This is a genomic window from Psychrobacter sp. T6-4 (assembly GCF_052258425.1).
Taxonomy (GTDB): domain Bacteria; phylum Pseudomonadota; class Gammaproteobacteria; order Pseudomonadales; family Moraxellaceae; genus Psychrobacter.
In genome coordinates this window covers 150,403-169,518 of sequence record NZ_JBQQEZ010000002.1, presented here as the reverse complement: position 1 = coordinate 169,518, position 19,116 = coordinate 150,403, and the positions used below count along the sequence as shown (strand labels likewise).

Here is a 19,116-nt window from a genome sequence, read left to right as displayed (position 1 = left end):
TGTGCGACAACACGCAGCCTTTATAGAAACTCAAGTTTCTGCAGTTAGGTTTATACCGCTTAGTAAGCGCGTTAATACGCGCGCCCACGAGCAGATACTGGCCATACGCTCTCAACCTTGCCGCCGCGTACGCCAACATACCAGTCATGAATGTTACAAGTAGGATCACAATGTCCTGGTACTAATTTTAGTTTTTCATTGATTTTTAGCACGCCATTTGGATCGCTTACTACGCCATGCTCGTCTGAACATTTCACATATTCAACATCGTCGCGACCATAGATAAAGGGTAGGCCACTATCGACGGATTGAGCTTTTAGACCTGCATCAACGATAGCTTTGTCTGGCTTGGTATGACTCATTACTGAGGTTAACAGGAATAGCGCGTTTTCCCACTCGCCAGCATCGATACGGTTGCCGTCTTCGTCTAGGATACGGCCGTAGTCTGCATCCATAAAGGCGTACGAGCCACACTGCAACTCGTTATAGACCCCTGAGTTGCTCTCAAAGTAGTAGCTACCGGTACCGCCGCCTGAGACAAACTCTGGTTTTAGGCCAATCTTTTCAAGCGCTTCAACGGCCTCTTGGACTTGATCGATAGCGACTTGGGTTTTGGCTTTACGGTCGCTATAGCTGTCCATATGCTGCATCGCACCTTGATAGGCTTGAATACCCGTGAACTTCAAGTTGTCCGCCGCATCGATGGCTTTGGCAATCTCAACAACCGCTTCTGTGGTGGTGACACCGCAGCGGCCAGCCCCGCAATCAATCTCGATATAACAGTTCAGCTCAGTATCGTTTCTAATAGCTGCTTCTGATAGTTCAGCCACATTATCGACGTCATCAAGACAAACGGTGATTTTTGCGCCAAGTTTTGGCAATTTTTCTAGGCGATCAATCTTTGCAGGGTCACGAACTTGGTTGGATACCAAGATATCTTTGATACCGCCACGGGCGAACACTTCTGCTTCTGATACTTTTTGGCTACAGATACCTACTGCGCCGCCAAGCTCTTCTTGCAGCTTTTGTACATCGACGGATTTGTGCATTTTGCCGTGGCTACGGTGACGCATATTATGGTCTTTGGCGTAGTCGCCCATTTTTTTGATGTTGCGCTCAAGGGCGTCTAAATCAAGGATTAAGCAAGGGGTCTGGATATCCGCTTCATCCATACCGACTTTTGCAGGGACGTTAAAACCAACTTCTAATTCTTCAGTAATCATGTTCAAGCTCCATTTGTTTGATTGTTTGATTGCATCATTAATGCTACTGCATTAATGATAATTAAGAATATAACGGCGTTTAAACTTGGGTATTATTTACGCTTAGTTAACGCCAGATTTATGATTTTACTCAGCTCTTTTCACTATTAGCTCTTTACACTAAGTGCTTTATTTTGGTACTTGATGACAAGGCATTAATTCCAAGGCAACTTATCCAGATCGACGTTACCACCAGTGATGATAACGCCCACTTTTTTACCTGCAAAAACATTTTTGTTTTTTAAAATAACAGCAAGCGGGACCGCGCAGCTGGGTTCAATGATGATTTTCATATGTGTCCAAGTCAGCTTCATGGCTTCAACGATTTCTTCTTAGGTTGCGGTCAAAATATTGGTGACATAACTACTGACAAAATGCCAAGTCAAATCTTTAAGCGGCACTTTTAGGCCGTCAGCGATAGTATCTGGTGCGTCATCAGCAATGATGTGACCGGCGTGTAGCGAGCGTGCAGCATCATCAGCATTGACTGGCTCTGCGGCATAGATTTTGACATCAGGAGCTAGGTTCGATAGCGTTAAGCAAGTGCCCGATATCATACCGCCGCCGCCAATAGGAGCGACAACCATGTCAGGCTTAACGCCGCGCTCGTCCATCTGCTCTAAGAACTCACGTGAGCAAGTCGCTTGGCCAGCGATAACGCGAGGGTCATTGTAAGGATGGACAAAATCGCCACCTGTTTCTGCTTGAACCTTGGCAAAGACTGCTTCGCGTGAAGTGGTTGATGGATCGCACTCAGTAATGATACCGCCATAGCCGCGTACAGCCGCTTTTTTAGCTTCGGGCGCACTATAGGGCATGACTACATTGCAGGGTATGCCGCGCCGACCAGCCGCATAAGATAAAGACAAGGCATGGTTGCCTGAGCTATGGGTACAAACGCCATTTTTGGCCTCTTCATCGCTCAAGCCAAATACGGCGTTTGAGGCACCGCGCACCTTAAAGGCACCAGCTTTTTGGAAGTTTTCACATTTAAAATACATCTCACAGCCTGCCATCTCATCCAAAAAACGTGAGGTCAGAACTGGAGTACGATGAATGTATGGTTTAATGCGCTCATGCGCCTCCAACATATCATCAAGGGTTGGAATCACTAGTCCATCTTCATTTTTGATCATAGAAATATTCCTTTATTTTTCTGTTGAATCGCCTTTATTTAGTGGTTGCGATAGTACTCTTGCGCTGCTGTAACGCCTTGACCGAGCTTGATAGGGTAATCTAGGTCAACCATTGCCATCTCAATGGTGGCCAGTCCTGCTAACACCATAACCTCAGTCAGCGAGCCTAGATGCCCTATTCTAAAGGCGCGACCCGCCATTTCACCTAAGCCCACCCCGAACGAGATACCGTATTTGTTAAAGGCATGATCGGTCAGCTCATTGCTATCAAAACCCTCAGGCACGTATATCGCACTCACCGTTTGGGAGTATAGGTCAGGTGATTTTGCCGCAAGCTTAAAGCCCCAAGCGCTCACCGCTTGGCGTACGCCCTCGGCTAAACGGTGATGACGCGCGTAAACATTCTCAAGCCCTTCCTCAAACAGCATATCGAGACTGGCGCGCATCCCATAAATCAGATTTAGTGGCGGGGTGTAAGGAAAGCCGCCATTGGCGTTGGCTTTTAGCATGTCACGAAAGTCAAAATAGGTACGTGGCAGTTTGGCTTGTTCCATAGCAGTCAAGGCTTTTGGACTGATAGCTAGTATTGCCATACCCGTTGCGAGCATAAAGCCTTTTTGTGAACCAGCGATAGCGATATCCACGCCCCATTCATCCATCTTAAACGGCACACAAGCGATTGAGCTGACCCCGTCGACGAGCAACAGGGCAGGGTGATCGGCGCTATCGATCGCCGTGCGTACCGCACCAATATCGCTTAGCACGCCAGTTGCGGTCTCGTTATGGGTCACCATCAAAGCTTTGATCTCATGATTGGTGTCCGCTGCCAATATGGTCTGAAACTCATCAGCAGGTGCGCCGTCGCCCCATTCGCATTCGATCACTTGTACATCGAGGCCATGACGCTGACACATATCAATCCAGCGATGCGAGAACATACCGTAGCGGGCAATCAGTACTTTATCACCAGGGAACAAGGTGTTGCTGATAGCCGCTTCCCAGCCACCTGTGCCGCTTGAGGTGAATAAAAGCACTTCGCCCTCACTGGTACCAAATACTTTTTTGGCATCTTGAAGTACTGGCAAAAAGGTATTTGAAAAGTCAGGGGCACGGTGATCTTGGGTCGGCACGTTCATCGCGTGGCGGAGTCTTTCTGGAATATTGGTAGGGCCAGGGATAAAAATAGGGTTTTGTAAAGACCTGATTGGCGTCCTTGTATATGTGTATAAAGGTGACACAATAGTTGTATAGGCAGGGTTTCATGCGAATGTAATGCAAGAGTCTTCCTGACTCATACAGTGTGGTCTTTGGGTTGTTCTGATTTTAAATTAACCATGTCAAAGACAGGAGTTGCAGGTGATTGGTCACTTTACTACTTACTGCTGTCTTTTTATGGTGATGTTGCGGTAACGATTTATACGAAGAGGAAACTAAGAGGTTTTGGTTGAATAAAGTTTAGATACTCATCAACTCTCTAAAATATAGCATCAATATTAAGTTGTAACAATTTGTTTGTAAATAATTTTTTTGCTAGACTTCTCTTAACTATTACAGTAGCTATTTTGCGACGTTCGTCCTAAAGTATCTACTTAAGTTTTGAGAAAGTAATTCGTTGTTTCTGTATCAGATGCTTAATCGGTTTAAGAGTAATGACCACTTTAGCGTAGTACGGTTTTGTGCTGACAGGCTTGGCTTTATTAGCGTAGCTTAGCCAATTAGATGACGTATGCCTAGCTATTCTTAAATGCTGAGCCGCTGTAGTCAAAATAGCATCATTGCTGACTATCTTTTTGGCTGCTTCTGCTTTAAATTCTATACTATATCGCTATCTCTGCATTTTTTGTCTTGATAAGCTCAGTATCGAGTGCTTAGATTACCAAGTTTTCTTCTACATTTTTTAATATATAATCAGTTCAATATAAAAATGATACAGCGAGATTGAAATGGTTTTTTTGCAGCATCGAGCGGCGTAGGCACAGCACGCAAGAAAAAATTATTTCAATCTTGCGCCATAATACGATGTATCTGTTTTATTTGGTATCGACTATAGCTCAATTATCACTGTTCGTTTAAATACTCCATTTATACCCTCATAAATTTTTAATAAGAAGACTTTATCATGTTAAATAAACGTCCGTTATATATTCCCTTTGCAGGTCCAATATTACTAGAAACACCGTTGCTAAATAAGGGTAGTGCCTTTTCTTCAGAGGAACGTGATAGCTTTAATTTGACTGGATTATTACCGCATAATATTGAAACTATTGAAGAGCAATCTTTGCGCGCTTATCATCAGATGAGCTCCTTTACTAGTGATATGGATAAGCATATTTACTTGCGTAATATTCAAGATACCAACGAAACCTTATTTCATCATTTGGTTGAGCAGCATATTGAAGAGGTAATGCCGCTTATATATACGCCAACGGTCGGGCAGGCGTGTGAGAAGTTCTCACAAATTTATCGCCGCAAACGGGGTATATTTATCTCTTATCCTGAGCGCCACAAAATCGATGACATGCTACAAAATGCCACCAAACAAAAAGTAAAAGTGATCGTGGTGACCGATGGCGAGCGTATATTGGGCTTAGGCGATCAAGGCATTGGTGGCATGGGCATTCCCATCGGTAAGTTGTCTTTGTACACCGCTTGTGGCGGCATTAGTCCTGCGTATTGTCTACCGATCTTGTTAGATGTCGGTACCAATAATCAGCAATTACTTGATGATCCTATGTACATGGGCTGGAGAAATCCACGTATCTCAGGCGATGAATATAACGAGTTTGTCGACTTATTCATTCAAGCGGTTAAACGGCGCTGGCCTGAGGTGTTATTACAGTTTGAGGATTTCGCGCAAGAAAACGCGACGCCATTACTGAACCGATACCGTGATCAAATATGCTGCTTTAATGATGACATCCAAGGAACGGCTGCGGTGTCGGTCGGTGCCTTAATCGCGGCTTGTTTAGATAAAGGCGAAAAACTTAGCGAGCAAAAAATAGCGTTTTTGGGTGCAGGATCCGCAGGCTGCGGTATCGCGGAGCACATTATTCGCCAAATGCAGCGTGAAGGGTTGTCTGAGGTGCAGGCACGCAGTCAGGTATTTATGGTGGATCGTTATGGTCTGCTCACCGATAGTATGACAGAACTGCAAGCATTCCAAGTGCCGTTGGTACAAAACGAAGCTGATATCCAGCACTGGGACAAAAGTCAAAAACTTGGGCTTTTACAAGTGGTCAAGCAGGCACAGATCACAGTATTGTTCGGTGTCAGTGGACAAAAAGGACTATTTACTCAAGAGGTGATCGAAGCCTTATGCACTAATACGGATAAGCCCATAGTCCTACCGCTATCAAACCCAACGTCTCGTGTTGAAGCCACACCGCAAGAGATTACTAACTGGAGCTTTGGCCGCGCTATTATTGCAACGGGTAGTCCATTTCCTCACACTACTTTTAACGGTCAGAGTTTTGAGGTGTCTCAGTGTAACAACAGCTACATCTTCCCAGGTATCGGCCTAGGAGTGCTTATATCACGAGCAACGGGAATTAGCGACAATATGCTTATGGCAGCAAGCCAAGCCCTTGCTGATATCTCAGCAGCGTATGAAAAAGCCCCCGGTGCTATATTACCTCCCATCAAAGTCATCAGAGAGATCAGTGAAAAAATAGCTTATGCTGTGGCCCTGCAAGCGATTGAAGACAAACTCGCTCTACCTGTAACGATAGAGAATCTACAACGCCGATTACAAGCCAATTTTTGGCTGCCCAGATACCGTAACTATCGTCGTACTTCTTTTTAGATTTATAGAAATATAAAGAGAAAAGCCGACTATTAATCAAACATAGTAGTTGGCTTTTTCGTGAAAATTGCTTTTATAATGTGGACTTGAATTATTTATCAAAAACAAAAACCCCTTTAAATCTTTTGATTTAAAGGGGTTTTATACAATCTAAATTTGGTGGGCCCAGTAGGACTTGAACCTACGACCAAAGGATTATGAGTCCTTTTTCTTACAACAATAATACACAACATCTATCAACGAGTAGCTATGTTTTTTAGATAAAAACCTTTAATAATAAGGTCTAACGATAAAAATGAAATATAGATATCAATAAAGAGTTATATCTAACAATATATGCAGAGTATCAAAATAGTATCAAATAGACTGCTGACCCGAATAAACTTGAATTAAATGACTCGTAAAATCTATCTTATAGCACCTAACAATAAAGGACGACTCTTTCATTCAAAGTATCAAAAAAGTGAATAGCGAAGTACACTTACTTTTATAGAAATGATGAAAATATACTGCTGAGATCAATGTATGCAACTTTCGTATTGCTACTTCTAGTTACAAAGCATCAGATTTTAGATAAAGCTGTTATCTGCGATTTTTTAACGGCCTTAGTGTAGTGGTATAATTAAATTGGACAGCACACAAGGTTATACTACCCCAAAGAAGAAAAGTAGTTTGGCCACCAAACGCAACCAATATACCCGAGAATTCAAATTAGAAGCTATTAGCTTAGTGATTGATCAAAAGCATAAAATACCTGATGTTGTTGATTCACTGGGTATAGTCAAACTCACCTTGCAGGAATAGCTGAGTCAATACCGTCAAGAAGTTAGTGGCTAAACACCTACAACTGCCAATACTGGACTGGCTCAATAAAATGCGACTGCATAGCACAATTGGTTGCGTGTCATTCTTTAAATTTGAAAGACGCTATTACGATAGTTTAAGACTGTCAGGCATTGCTATACGACTCAAGTAACTCAGCCTTCGATATAACCGTTTATCGAATTAGGTATGCAAAAATTATGCTAGCAAATACTATAGATTGGAAAGATATAAAAAGCTATGAGCACTCACAAAACACAGCCTTTGAAGAGGTTGTTTGCCAATTAGCTTACAACGAGAACAAAGAAAATGGTCAATATATTAGAGTCAAAGCTCCCGACGGTGGTGTTGAGTCTTATCTAACCTTAGACAATGGCAATGAAATTGGCTGGCAGGCTAAGTATTTCTTTGATATTCAAGATAGTCAGTTCAAGCAGATTAAGAAATCGTTTGAGACAGCTATCACAAAGCACCCGAAACTGGTGAAGTATTATGTTTGTTGTCCTCTTGATAGAGCAGACCCAAGAATAAAAGATAAAAAATACCTTCAGGACAGATGGAATGACTTCGCAGAAGAGTGTAAAGCGCTTGCCTCAGGTAAAGGTATGACTGTTGAGGTCGAGTTTTGGGGTGCTTTTGAGCTTAATAATAAACTGCAAAAACCTATAAATTCTGGCATGGTTCAATTCTGGTTTGGTGGAGATAATTTTTCTAAAACATGGTTTACCGAACAGGTCAAACCCCCATATCAACAACATCACCTAAGAAAATTAGACTTCATAATCTAGCCTTATACACTATATGAATAATAGCATTCAGAGCCTTTCGACTTATCAAAATAAAATAGACCTATAGTAGGTCTACATATTATTAATATTTTGAACACTAGGATATTGAGGTGTATGCTACTTAGCAATCAATAATCCTACAGTAACTTCAAAACAATACTCATCTTTGTTAGTGATATTGACCGTCCCTTTATGAGCATTAGCAATAGCCTGAACGATAGATAAACCCAAACCTGATCCTGAATGGTGCTGGCTAGTTTTATCATGACGATAAAAGCGCTCAAACAATCGATCTGCTTCGCTTTGGTTTAGAGGTTTTTCTAGAAGGTTAGTAAAAGTTATCTCTAGCCAAGATTGCTTCGCGGTTTGAGTGTTACTTTGATCGTCTTCAAGCATCTTATAATTATTAACGGAAGTATTTGGAGTGTTGACAGTGGCTGATATTGTGACGACGCTATTACTAGCGGCGTAGTAGATCGCGTTTGATAGCAGATTAGCAAATAGCCTTTGTAATAAACCTTCATCGCCTAATACTGCCTTAAAATCTCCTAATTTTACAAAAGTTATTTTACGATCCTCGGCAATCATTTCAAAGTAATCTAACAGCTTATTGATTAGGACCTCAGTATCTACAGTAGTCACTTGCGAATCACTCAGTCCTTTTTGGGTTTTTGCTAGCAGTAGCATGTTGTTAATCATCGCCGATAATTGCTCTAAGGTGTCATGTTGCTGATGTAATTGTTCGACATATTCCTCTTCCTCTCTAGGCTTATTTAACATGACTTGCGTTTGCGTAATCAGCGTCGCTATTGGCGTGCGTAGCTCATGCGCGATATTGTCTGAAAATCGCGACAACGACTCAAAATTGCTTTCAAGCTTAGCCATCATCGAGTTATAGGATTCTGCTAAAGGTCTTAGCTCTAATGGCATATCACTAACTATTACTCTTTCGCTCAATCTTTCAGGATGAATACCTTTCATCCTTTGCACGATAGTGGATAAAGGGGCAAAACCCCAATACACGCTTAAGGCTGCTATTGAAACCAACAGTAGTGTGATGGCAAATAGGATCAGACTAAGTTGACGGTTAAACTGTAATAAATACTGATGATGCACGTCAATGGGTAAGGCGATAAGGGCAAGCATGTCATCGTCTCCAATAACCATAGCTCGATAACGTCTGTCTTTAATATTTATTACAAACTGTCTGTCATCATGATTTTGCTGTAATGATAATAGGTTAAAGTCGGCACTTAATTCATTAGCAAAGTTTTTGGGAGTACTAGATAGCAATCGCCCCTCTTTATCAGCAATGATAGTTTTTAGATCGTAATCTAGCGCTGATGAATGCAGGTGATCATCATTTTCTGTGGCTATTGTAGGAAGTAGATTTGAAGAAGCTTTCGAGCTTAGCGGTTGTTGAGTGTTTGATGGACTTTGAGGCTTAGGTAGTGTCTGAGAGGCTATTTGGTTATCCGCCTCTGTTACGCGCTTACGTAGATTAAAGGCTGCGTGGGTAATGATTTCAGCATCCATTTGCTCAAAATGGCTTTTAACAGAGTGCTGTACCCAGATATAGATTATCAACTGCGATAAAACGACAAATATCGTCAATAAAAACACAGTTCGCCATAGTAAGGGTAAGCGTCGATTGTCCAATCTATTTATCATATTGGCTATCTTCCGTTTCGCTGGCAGCTTTATTACTAGCTGAAACGTCGACAGCATCTAATCGGTAGCCCATGCCACGCACAGTATGAATTAGCTTGGTATCAAACTCATCGTCTATTTTTATACGCAGACGTCTTATTGCCACATCAATCACATTAGTATCGTTATCAAAGTTCATATCCCATACTTGTGAAGCAATGATTGAGCGTGGTAATACTTCACCGCGGCGCTCTAATAGAAACTGTAATAGGGAGAACTCTTTTGCGGTTAGTTTAATGGGCGTGTCTCCTCTATGTACAGTGCGCTTGGCAATGTCCATTTTGAGATCCGCTATTTGCATGAGCGTACTTTTATAGTCGGCTTGATTGGCGCGTCGTAATAAGCTTTTTATCCTGACTATTAACTCTGCAAAGGCAAAAGGTTTGGTCAGATAATCATCACCGCCAATCTCAATCCCCTTGATTTTGTCATCTAAATCATCTTTTGCGGTTAGAAATAACACTGGCGTATGCTTGCCAGCCGCTCGGTAATTACGTACTAGCTCAAAACCGCTAACATCAGGCAGCATAACATCCATGAGTATCACGCTAAACTCTTCAGTCATCATAGCATGGTAGCCATCTAAACCTGTCAGCTGATGATCAACAATGAAGCCTGCTTCACTTAAGCCTTTTTTTACATATTCGCCGAGTTTTAATTCATCTTCTACTAGTAGTACTTTCATAGTAATCCTTCAATATAATTATGATTTTATAATACCCAAATCAATATAAATGACAAAACGGACTGGTATCTGACAAAGATGTCATGCGCTCGTCATCAAATAGTCAGTCTTCGTTTGTTAATCTATACCTATAGTACATAGCGGCTCATTCTTGATACGAGTAGCTACTATGAATTATTACTACAGGTAATTAGTTTCAATATTTAATAATTTATTAAGGATGTTATATGAAAAGCTATCGTTCATTCAAAAAAGTGGTGCTGCTATCCGCTTCGATGCTTATCGGTATATCAGCAGCTAATGCGCATACTACCAATCTAAGCACTTCAATTATCGATAATTGCGATAACTTAACTACGTTTGCCAGAAATCTAGATCACAATAACGCACAGATGTCTGATGCTCAAATGAAAAGCTATGTTGATGCACGAGTCGCTTGCCAAGTTCAGCATCAAGATCAACATCTGCAGTCTGAAAAGTATTTTATAAAAAAATATGGTAGCGATCGTGATAGAAATGCTGATGCCATACTAAATGAATACGTGCAGCATTAAAATATAAAAGTAGCAAGATGACAATATTGTCATCTTGCTGTCATCTCTCTGTCAGAATCAATAAGTTATGCTTTAGACTGAATTAATATCCTAAAGCTTTATGTACCCTCAACTAAATCAATTAAGGATTAACCATGTCACTCTTTAAATCAAAGTCTTTACCTAAAGCAATCGTAGCCACTGCCGTCGCTCTAGTCGTTTCAACCTCAGCTCTAGCACATGATCCTAAAATGCATGCTGAAAAAGATCAAATGAACTGTGAAAAAATGCAAAAGCATATGGATATGATGGGAAAAATGGATCATAGCAAGATGGACATGAGCGATCCTGCCATGAAAGCGATGATGGCTAACATGGGTAAAATGAAGCAAATGTACCAAAAACACTGCGTTACTAACGACAGTAAATCTTAAAAATTTTAGCTCTGTTAAATAGCAGTCAACACTTAACGGAAATAAATTGTTAGGAAAACATATGAAATTTTTATTGGGTGCGCTCTTTACCGTATTTGTGGCAATCGTTAGCGTGTTTGCGGTTGTTACTAGTGGCGTTGTCAATGTGGGAGCTGACCAAGAGCATAGCCCAATGATGTTTAGCTTTTTAGAAACTGCTCGCAATCGTTCCATAGAAAATGCCAGTAAAGATATTGTGGTACCAGATTTAGAGAAGGCTGAGCTAATCAGTTCTGGTGGCGCGGACTATAAGGATATGTGTGCAGGCTGTCACTTGTCTCCGGGAGTGGCACAAACTGACTTTAGTGAGGGCTTGTATCCAAAGCCGCCCAACTTTACCAAGGCTGATATTGTCAAACGTTATCAAACAGAAGACGGTGCAAAGCAAGGCTTTTGGGCAATTAAGCACGGTATTATGGCATCTGGAATGCCTGCGTGGGGCGCGTCCCATGATGACGCTAGAATGTGGGCAATGGTAGCCTTCATTAGATCGTTACCTGAATTAGATGAAAGCCAATACACGATGCTAACCACTAGGATAGATGGCGATATGATGGACATGTCATTTGACGGTGATATGAATATGTCGGATGATGGATCTGGAATGCAGCATTAATTCTTCCATATTCCTTTATAAAAGCGCAGTGCTAAATAGTGCTGCCTTTTGGGATTTAAACTTTGCCTATACTACACTTAGTTATAGGGTATAAATCTTTAGAAGGTTCAACAGATAAGCAGACGCTTAGGAGTAAGTTATGAGACGCTATATAAATATAATGGGCAATGGACATAAAAAGGTATCAGCTTCTGCTCTTTTACTAGTAGCAACGTCAACAGTAATGGCTTGTAGTCAGCCCGATACTAGTGTTTCAAATTCTACTCAAACTGAGCCAACGCTTGCCACCAAAAGTGCTCAAATAGAGCAACCACAACCGCAAATGATGTCTGTCAGTGCTAATTCAGGTACTGGGTCGACAATTCTACAAAACGTCTCGGCTACAGTTTACAAAGATGCTAATTGTGGCTGCTGCAAAGAATGGGTAGGCTATGCCGAAGGTCATGGTCTAAGCGCAACTGCGCAAGACGTTACAGATTTATCTTTATTTAAAGAGCGTTACGGTGTCCCGCAGCAAATGCGCTCTTGTCATACCACCGTCACTACTAATGGTTATGTTTTTGAAGGTCACGTTCCTGCCAAATACATGGCACAGTTTCTAGCCAATCCGCCAACTGATTCCATCGGTCTTGCGGTACCGAGTATGCCAGTTGGTAGTCCGGGCATGGAATATCAAGATAAATTTATGCCCTATAAAGTCATGCAATTGAACAAGGATGGCAGCACTCAAGTGTATGCGGCTATTGAGTCGCCAGCGCAGCAGATGTAGTTCTATTAATAAGTTATCAGATATATAAGTTCAACTCTCATTTCATGGATTAACTTAGGTCAATATTATGAATAAAAACAGATTTAACCGCAGGCGTTTTTTGACAGGGTCATCCACCTTGCTCGGCGCGTCGATGCTATCCACACTACCGACGATGGCTAATAGTGCTTTAACTAAAAGCCAAAATGTCGTAGTCAATAGTGATAGAGCCGATCACATTGTACCTATACTAACGGGTAATGAATTTGATCTTTATGTCAGTGAGAAGATGATAACGGTCAACGGCAAGTCAAGCATGGCAACGCTGATAAATGACTCACTGCCTGCGCCAACGCTTAAGATGCAAGAAGGCGATACGGTCACCATTCGAGTCCATAATCAGCTGAATGAGTCGACCTCTATTCACTGGCATGGCCTCTTAGTGCCGTTTGAGATGGATGGCGTACCGGGTATCAGCTTTGATGGTATTCCTGCGGGTAGCACCTTCACGTACAAATTTAAACTGACACAGTCAGGCACTTATTGGTATCACTCGCACACTGGATTCCAAGAACAAACCGGTATGCGCGGGGCTATTGTGATTGAACCTAAAGGGCGCGAACGCTATCCTATTGAGGAAGATCACGTTATCCTGCTTAGTGATTGGACGCATCGCGATCCGCATAATCTGCTAAAACTACTTAAGCAGCGTGCTGACTTTGATAATTATCATCTGCCAGACTTTAAAAAGCTATTGTCCGATATTGCCGCTACGGATCTTGAGGCGGCTTATGATAAACGTAAAATGTGGAACCAGATGCGCATGATGCCGACTGATTTTACTGATTTATCTGGTGAGACCACGTTTACTTATCTTATGAATGGTAAAACGACAGCGGCTAACTGGACGCAACTTGTCAAGGCTGGACAGCCTGTCAAACTACGCTTTATCAATGGCTCCGCGCAGACGATATTTGATGTACGCATCCCCGGCCTAAAAATGAAAGTCGTCGCGACGGATGGGATTGATGTCGCGCCCGTTGATGTCGATGACTTCCGTATCGGGGTGGCCGAGACTTATGACGTCATCGTCACCCCAACCCGTGACGCGCATACCATATTTGCCCAAAACATCGATCGCACCGGCTTTGTCGCAACCACGCTTGCCACTAAAAGAGGCGCTCGCGCTGCCATACCTGCTATGGATGATGTTGAGTGGCTAACTATGTCCGATATGATGGGGGCTATGGGTGCTAATGGCTATGATGCCCGTCATGCTAAGACCGAATATGACTTTAAGACAGATATGCGCGTCGATAGTCCACGGATGAATCTCGATGATCCGGGTATTAATTTGCGTGATATTAATCGTAAGGTTTTAACCTATAACCAACTGCATTCTGTTGGCAATGAAATAATGGCCGAGCAGCGCAAGCCCACTCGAGAGATTGAAATACATCTAACCGGTAATATGGAGCGCTATATCTGGGCACTCGACGGCATCATGTTTAAGGATGCGCCGCCTGTCAATATCAAACCGGGCGAGCGTGTGCGTATTACCTTAGTCAATGACACTATGATGAACCACCCTATGCATCTGCATGGTATGTGGAGCGATTTGCGCACGCCTGATGGCGATTTTCAAGTTCGCAAACATACGATAATGGTGCAACCAGCGCAAAAAATTAGCTTTGATGTCACAGGAGAAGCTGGTCGCTGGGCATGGCATTGTCATCTGCTCTATCATATGGAAGCCGGGATGTTTAGAGAAGTTGCCGTTGTTTAATAAACCTTCGAATATGAGCCTTATTATGAAAATATATAAAGTAGGTCTACCGTTTATTGGCATGTCATCTTTGATGCTACTAATGTCACCTTTAGCAAACGCTGCTGAGATGTCGAACATGGATCATGGCAGTATGGACATGTCTGGTATGGATATGTCAGATATGGATCACAGCAGCATGGATATGTCGGGCAATATGTCAGATATGGACCATAGTGGCATGGATATGTCAGGCGATATGTCGGATATGGATCATAGTGGTATGGATATGTCAGGCGATATGTCGGATATGGATCACAGTGGTATGGATATGTCAGGTGACATGTCAGATATGGATCATAGTGGCATGGATATGTCGGGCGATATGTCAGGTATGGATCACAGTAGTATGGACATGTCAGGTATGGATCATAGCAGTATGAATATGGATATGTCTGGAATGCAAGGCGGCGAACCACCTCCTAATGCTCGTAGTCCCGACTACTCAAATGGTGTTGACTATGGACAGTATGGTAAACCGGTAATGATGGGTAGCTTACCGTTATGGGGTGTGTCAGTAGAAACTTTGGGCTATCAGTTTGAGAATGACCAAATCGATTTTGAAGCTGAAGGCTGGTACGGTACTGATAGTAATCGTGTCACTCTACGCAGTGAAGGTAGTGCTCAAACTAACGATGATAAAGAGATCGATAGTCTAAGCTCACTCGCTTATTGGAAGCCGCTCGGTATCTTCTGGAATGGAGAAGCGGGTATTGCTTATAATACTGAAAACGATAAGTCCGCAATCATGGCAGGCATTGCTGGTACGGCGCCGTACTTCGTTGAGACTGACGCAAGAGCTTATCTATATACTGATGGTCAAGTCCAGCTTGATCTTGGGGCAGCGTACGAGTGGCGCTTAGATCAGCGTTGGGTGGTCAGACCAGAGCTGGAGCTGACTGCCTTTAGTAAAGATGATACCGATAACGGTATTACTAAAGGATTTAATGAGTTTGAAGCTGAAGTTAGGCTGGCTTATGAGACATTCAGTCGTCAGCTCGCGCCTTATGTTGGTTTCAGCTACGAGAGCGCCTTGGGTGATGCGCGAGACTTACGTCGTCAAGAGGACGAAGACGTTGATTCTAATAGTCTGACTGCTGGTGTGATGTTTTGGTTCTAGTGTTAACCATGTAAGTAACAACAGTTTATAACACTAGCTCTAAAAAAAGGCACCTCTTTATTTAGGTGCCTTTTTACTAAATTAAGGATAAGAATATGAATAACCATATGGATAATAAACAGAAGCAAATGAACCCTTATGTAAAGTTCACAATCATGATTTTAACATCGACAGTCGTGATGTTTATCATGATGTATTTTAACACCTATCAGTGGGATCATATTTACTTTAGTGAAACCCGAGCTTATATGGCGTTATATATGGGCGCTATGATGGCTATTATTATGCTTGCCTTTATGACCAATATGTATAAAAAGACTAAGGTCAATCTAATGGTTTATGGGATTAGTGTCGTGCTATTTGCCTTTGGTTTATGGGGCGTTAGATCACAACAAACGGTCGATCAAGTGGATTGGATGCAGGCGATGATACCGCATCACTCGATTGCTATTTTGACCAGTTCGCGTGCTGATATCGAAGATCCACGTGTACGTCAGCTTGCTGATGACATTATCGAAGCACAAAAGCGTGAAATCGGTGAGATGCAAGCACTTATTGATGAGTTGGAATAATATATTATGATACCAATAAGTAAGCTCTTCTTTAAAAACTATTTACTATATCGCGTCTTTTAATTCTAACTATACCTACTCCTTACTTCAAAAATAACCTGTAAAACTGAAGTTCTACGAAGAAATAGATTAAGGTCGAATAAGTATGAAGCAAGATAGAACGACTCGCTATCAGAAGGATAGTTTGACATTATCAGGAACAGTTATGCTAGGTACCGGTGTCATGATCGGTGCTGGTATTTTCGCTCTGACCGGTCAGATGGCTCAGATGACGGGTTCGCTTTTCCCACTTGCTTTTCTAGCCGCCGCAATCGTTGTTTCTTTTAGTGCCTATTCTTATATCAAAATCTCTAACGCTTACCCGTCGGCTGGCGGTGTTGCAATGTACCTGCATCAGGCATACGGAGATCGTTTACCGACTGGATTTAATGCCCTGCTGATGTATTTCTCCATGGTTATAGCGCAGAGCTTTTTGGCCCGGACGTTCGGGTCATACACTATGCAGTTATTCGGTGGCGATGACAGCGGTCGCATGGTATCCATCCTTGGCGCCGCGCTTATTCTTGCTGCGTTCTTTATCAATTTACTTGGTAATCGTTGGATTCAGGGGGTTGCATCGGTTATCGGTATTATAAAAATTGTCGGTATTCTTATATTCGGGTTGGTTGGTATCTGGCTAGCTGATAGCTTTGCAGTTGATTCTTCTACATTAGGTGACACTAATACTGTTGGTGACTTTCTTGGCGCAACGGCGCTAGGCATACTGGCATTTAAAGGCTTTACCACGATTACCAACAGTGGCTCGGAAGTAAAAAATCCTCATCGCAACGTCGGCCGTGCCATTGTAATATCAATCGCAATATGCGTAGTTATTTACACTCTAGTCGGTTTCGCGGTGTCTAGTAATCTATCTCTTGCCGAAATCATCGAAACTAAAGATTACTCCTTGGCTGCCGCCGCACGCCCAGCACTTGGCGACTATGGTCTATGGTTCACAGTTGCAATCGCAATGGTAGCTACCGCTGGCGGCCTCCTTGCTAGCATCTTCGCAGTCTCTCGTATGCTTGCTATGTTGACTGAGATGAAGCTGGTGCCTCATCGTCATTTGGGAATGCCGGGAAGCGTTCAAAAACATACGTTGGTCTATACTGTGGTGTTGGGTTTAGCTTTTACGACGTTATTTGACTTATCACGAATTGCAGCGCTTGGCATTGTTTTCTATCTAATTATGGATATCGCCATTCATTGGGGTGTTTTGCGATACCTTCGTCAGGATATAAAGGCGGTGATGTGGGTGCCTATAGTGGCCATACTTCTTGACCTGTTGGTTCTCGGCGGTTTTGTCTGGATTAAACTAAACTCAGATCCATTCGTACTTGGCGTAGCAGTCGTCACTATTGTAGTGATTGCTGTGGCTGAGCAGGTTTACCTGAAATCTTCAGCGAGGAAAAAAGCTATCGAAAAAGATACGCTTGCAGACCATCATTGACAGTAACATCAAAGAGTTTACAGAAAAATTGTTTGGTTAAAAATTGCATAGATTTAAGCGTCTGCTTACTATCTTCAAGAATTGATTTCATGCAATACGATATTCATAAAGACAACAGGGAAAGTAAGCTATGAATGAGTCATTTAATCACGCTGGAACTTGGGGTCTCGCACTAATTGTTATTGTTCTGATTTCTTGGTTCTTTTACCGTTATTTCGCACCAAAGAACTGGCGTGAATGGGCGGGTGCTGGTGTAGTTCAGGCTTTCATTATTGCACTTTACGCAGAAATGTATGGCTTTCCGCTCACTATATATTTATTAGTACGGTTTTTTGGTTTGGACAGCCAATATGTCAGCGCTAGCTTATGGTCGACCCTTGTTGGTTTAGGTGAGACAGGCATGATGATCTCAATGCTACTCGGCTATGCTATTGCATTTTTAGGAGTCGGTCTTTTTGCTCAAGGTTGGCGCCAAGTCCACAAAGCACGAGGGGGAAATCGTTTAGTAACTGATGGACTCTATGCCTACGTACGTCATCCTCAGTACACCGGGTTGTTTATTGCACTGTTCGGTGAGGGTGTGGTGCATTGGCCAACTCTGTTTTCAATCGGTCTGTTTCCAGTGATTGTGCTTGTATACACATGGTTAGCTCGACGTGAGGAACGGCATATGTTTGAAGAGTTTGGTAAAGACTACCTTGCTTACAAACAGCAAGTGCCAATGTTTATTCCTCAATGGGGTCAATGGCGTCAACTTGCCGCCGCCGCACGAGTTAAAAAGTAATATCAATACAGGATAAAGCTTTAATTCATACAAATCCTTAGAGTTAGCATGGTTAGATACGATTGGTTATCTTGAGCTTGAACCACATCATACAATAGTGAGGATTACTAAGATGGTCAAATCAAACTTAACAACAAGTACTTTAAGGATTGCCCCTGTTGGCAATAGTGTATCGTTGTTTCTACTCATTAGTTATCTATTATGCATAGGGTTTGGTTTACTCGCACCCGAACAGATAGCGATGCACGAAGCTTGGGCACCTCTACTACCTGGCTTTGAGTGGTTAACATGGACAGGTTTTCTAATTGGACTTGTAGAATCATATCTTTACGGTTGGTATTTCGCCATCTTGTTCGTGCCACTATATCGTTGGTTCGCCAAAGTGCGCTAAAGATATTGATATATTAACAGTCAGTAAACCTCTTCGGTTCGAGTAAAAATTAATTGAAGAGTTGGAGTGATCACAGTTTAGACTGAGGAGAAATCATAATGAATGGGTCAATGCATGGCATGATGAACGGCTCAATGATGTATGGCATGGGCTGGGTTATGATGCTTATCTGTTTGTTATTCACCCTACTATTTTTCGCAGTACTAGTACTAACAATCATGGCACTGCTCAAGTATTTGCGTGATAAAAACTAAATTCCAATTGAAAAGTATAGAAATTATTTTTTAGAGGTTTTTAGATTAATGATTAGATGAATAGCAATCGAGGATTGATGATAGTGCTTTAAGAGTTGTACTTATT

General features: G+C 42.2%; 19 protein-coding genes and 1 pseudogene. 14 read left to right on the top strand and 6 right to left on the bottom strand.

What is annotated here, in order from left to right:
- Positions 1–71: 71 nt before the first annotated feature.
- From bhcC to bhcA, 4 genes are all read right to left on the bottom strand, one after another.
- The gene (gene bhcC / locus ACTXGE_RS02455; protein ID WP_443541625.1) at positions 72–1,223 is read right to left on the bottom strand and encodes a 3-hydroxy-D-aspartate aldolase BhcC; all 1,152 of its coding nucleotides are present in this window, start codon (positions 1,221–1,223) and stop codon (positions 72–74) included.
- Between the two features lie 194 nt (positions 1,224–1,417).
- A complete protein-coding gene (locus tag ACTXGE_RS02450) occupies positions 1,418–1,555 on the bottom strand; it encodes a hypothetical protein (protein WP_443560264.1) in 138 nt (45 codons plus the stop codon).
- Positions 1,556–1,594: 39 nt separating this feature from the next.
- Positions 1,595–2,398 (bottom strand): pyridoxal-phosphate dependent enzyme, encoded by an 804-nt coding sequence (locus ACTXGE_RS02445; protein ID WP_443541622.1) that lies wholly within the window; start codon positions 2,396–2,398, stop codon positions 1,595–1,597.
- Between the two features lie 38 nt (positions 2,399–2,436).
- Complete coding sequence (bhcA, locus tag ACTXGE_RS02440) at positions 2,437–3,636, bottom strand: L-aspartate--glyoxylate aminotransferase BhcA (protein WP_443541620.1); 1,200 nt, start codon at positions 3,634–3,636, stop codon at positions 2,437–2,439.
- An 881-nt stretch (positions 3,637–4,517) separates the two neighbouring features.
- On the opposite strand from bhcA, the gene ACTXGE_RS02435 reads away from it, so the two are divergent.
- From ACTXGE_RS02435 to ACTXGE_RS02430, 3 genes and pseudogenes are all read left to right on the top strand, one after another.
- Positions 4,518–6,200, top strand: a complete 1,683-nt coding sequence (locus ACTXGE_RS02435; RefSeq protein WP_435950841.1) for an NAD-dependent malic enzyme — start codon at positions 4,518–4,520, stop codon at positions 6,198–6,200.
- A gap of 672 nt (positions 6,201–6,872) precedes the next feature.
- Positions 6,873–6,980: pseudogene (locus ACTXGE_RS12525) on the top strand (transposase); the annotation flags it as partial.
- A gap of 242 nt (positions 6,981–7,222) precedes the next feature.
- Positions 7,223–7,810, top strand: coding sequence for a hypothetical protein (locus ACTXGE_RS02430; protein ID WP_443541617.1), 588 nt, complete (start codon positions 7,223–7,225; stop codon positions 7,808–7,810).
- Between the two features lie 117 nt (positions 7,811–7,927).
- Here the strand turns inward: ACTXGE_RS02430 and ACTXGE_RS02425 are convergent, their stop codons facing one another.
- On the bottom strand, positions 7,928–9,481 hold the full coding sequence (locus ACTXGE_RS02425) for an ATP-binding protein (RefSeq protein ID WP_443519830.1): 1,554 nt from the start codon (positions 9,479–9,481) through the stop codon (positions 7,928–7,930).
- Positions 9,471–10,205 (bottom strand): heavy metal response regulator transcription factor, encoded by a 735-nt coding sequence (locus ACTXGE_RS02420; RefSeq protein ID WP_025645672.1) that lies wholly within the window; start codon positions 10,203–10,205, stop codon positions 9,471–9,473. The genes ACTXGE_RS02425 and ACTXGE_RS02420 overlap by 11 nt, the downstream gene beginning before the upstream one ends.
- Positions 10,206–10,432: 227 nt before the next feature.
- Here ACTXGE_RS02420 and ACTXGE_RS02415 point away from each other — a divergent pair, with 227 nt between their 5' ends.
- The 11 genes from ACTXGE_RS02415 to ACTXGE_RS02365 all read left to right on the top strand — a co-directional run bounded on the left by ACTXGE_RS02415 (position 10,433) and on the right by ACTXGE_RS02365 (position 19,010).
- Positions 10,433–10,759 (top strand): hypothetical protein, encoded by a 327-nt coding sequence (locus ACTXGE_RS02415; RefSeq protein WP_093068413.1) that lies wholly within the window; start codon positions 10,433–10,435, stop codon positions 10,757–10,759.
- Between the two features lie 134 nt (positions 10,760–10,893).
- Positions 10,894–11,172 carry a hypothetical protein gene (locus tag ACTXGE_RS02410; RefSeq protein ID WP_093068416.1) on the top strand — a complete coding sequence of 93 codons (279 nt, stop codon included), beginning with the start codon at positions 10,894–10,896 and terminating at the stop codon, positions 11,170–11,172.
- Between the two features lie 61 nt (positions 11,173–11,233).
- Entirely contained in the window at positions 11,234–11,827 is a 594-nt protein-coding gene (locus ACTXGE_RS02405) for a c-type cytochrome (protein ID WP_093068419.1), read from the top strand.
- A 139-nt stretch (positions 11,828–11,966) separates the two neighbouring features.
- The gene (locus ACTXGE_RS02400) at positions 11,967–12,596 is read left to right on the top strand and encodes a DUF411 domain-containing protein (RefSeq protein ID WP_025645678.1); all 630 of its coding nucleotides are present in this window, start codon (positions 11,967–11,969) and stop codon (positions 12,594–12,596) included.
- Positions 12,597–12,663: 67 nt separating this feature from the next.
- Positions 12,664–14,361: a copper resistance system multicopper oxidase gene (locus tag ACTXGE_RS02395; protein ID WP_319052020.1), complete on the top strand. Its 1,698-nt coding sequence runs from the start codon at positions 12,664–12,666 to the stop codon at positions 14,359–14,361.
- Positions 14,362–14,386: 25 nt separating this feature from the next.
- Positions 14,387–15,520 carry a copper resistance protein B gene (locus ACTXGE_RS02390; protein WP_319052022.1) on the top strand — a complete coding sequence of 378 codons (1,134 nt, stop codon included), beginning with the start codon at positions 14,387–14,389 and terminating at the stop codon, positions 15,518–15,520.
- Between the two features lie 95 nt (positions 15,521–15,615).
- Positions 15,616–16,092 carry a DUF305 domain-containing protein gene (locus ACTXGE_RS02385; RefSeq protein ID WP_201572229.1) on the top strand — a complete coding sequence of 159 codons (477 nt, stop codon included), beginning with the start codon at positions 15,616–15,618 and terminating at the stop codon, positions 16,090–16,092.
- Positions 16,093–16,237: 145 nt separating this feature from the next.
- Positions 16,238–17,581, top strand: a complete 1,344-nt coding sequence (locus ACTXGE_RS02380; RefSeq protein ID WP_220455939.1) for an APC family permease — start codon at positions 16,238–16,240, stop codon at positions 17,579–17,581.
- 130 nt (positions 17,582–17,711) lie between these two features.
- On the top strand, positions 17,712–18,365 hold the full coding sequence (locus ACTXGE_RS02375; RefSeq protein ID WP_443541615.1) for a methyltransferase family protein: 654 nt from the start codon (positions 17,712–17,714) through the stop codon (positions 18,363–18,365).
- 112 nt (positions 18,366–18,477) lie between these two features.
- The gene (locus ACTXGE_RS02370) at positions 18,478–18,756 is read left to right on the top strand and encodes a DUF5676 family membrane protein (protein ID WP_025645689.1); all 279 of its coding nucleotides are present in this window, start codon (positions 18,478–18,480) and stop codon (positions 18,754–18,756) included.
- Between the two features lie 98 nt (positions 18,757–18,854).
- A complete protein-coding gene (locus tag ACTXGE_RS02365) occupies positions 18,855–19,010 on the top strand; it encodes a hypothetical protein (protein ID WP_156770962.1) in 156 nt (51 codons plus the stop codon).
- Positions 19,011–19,116 lie beyond the last annotated feature (106 nt).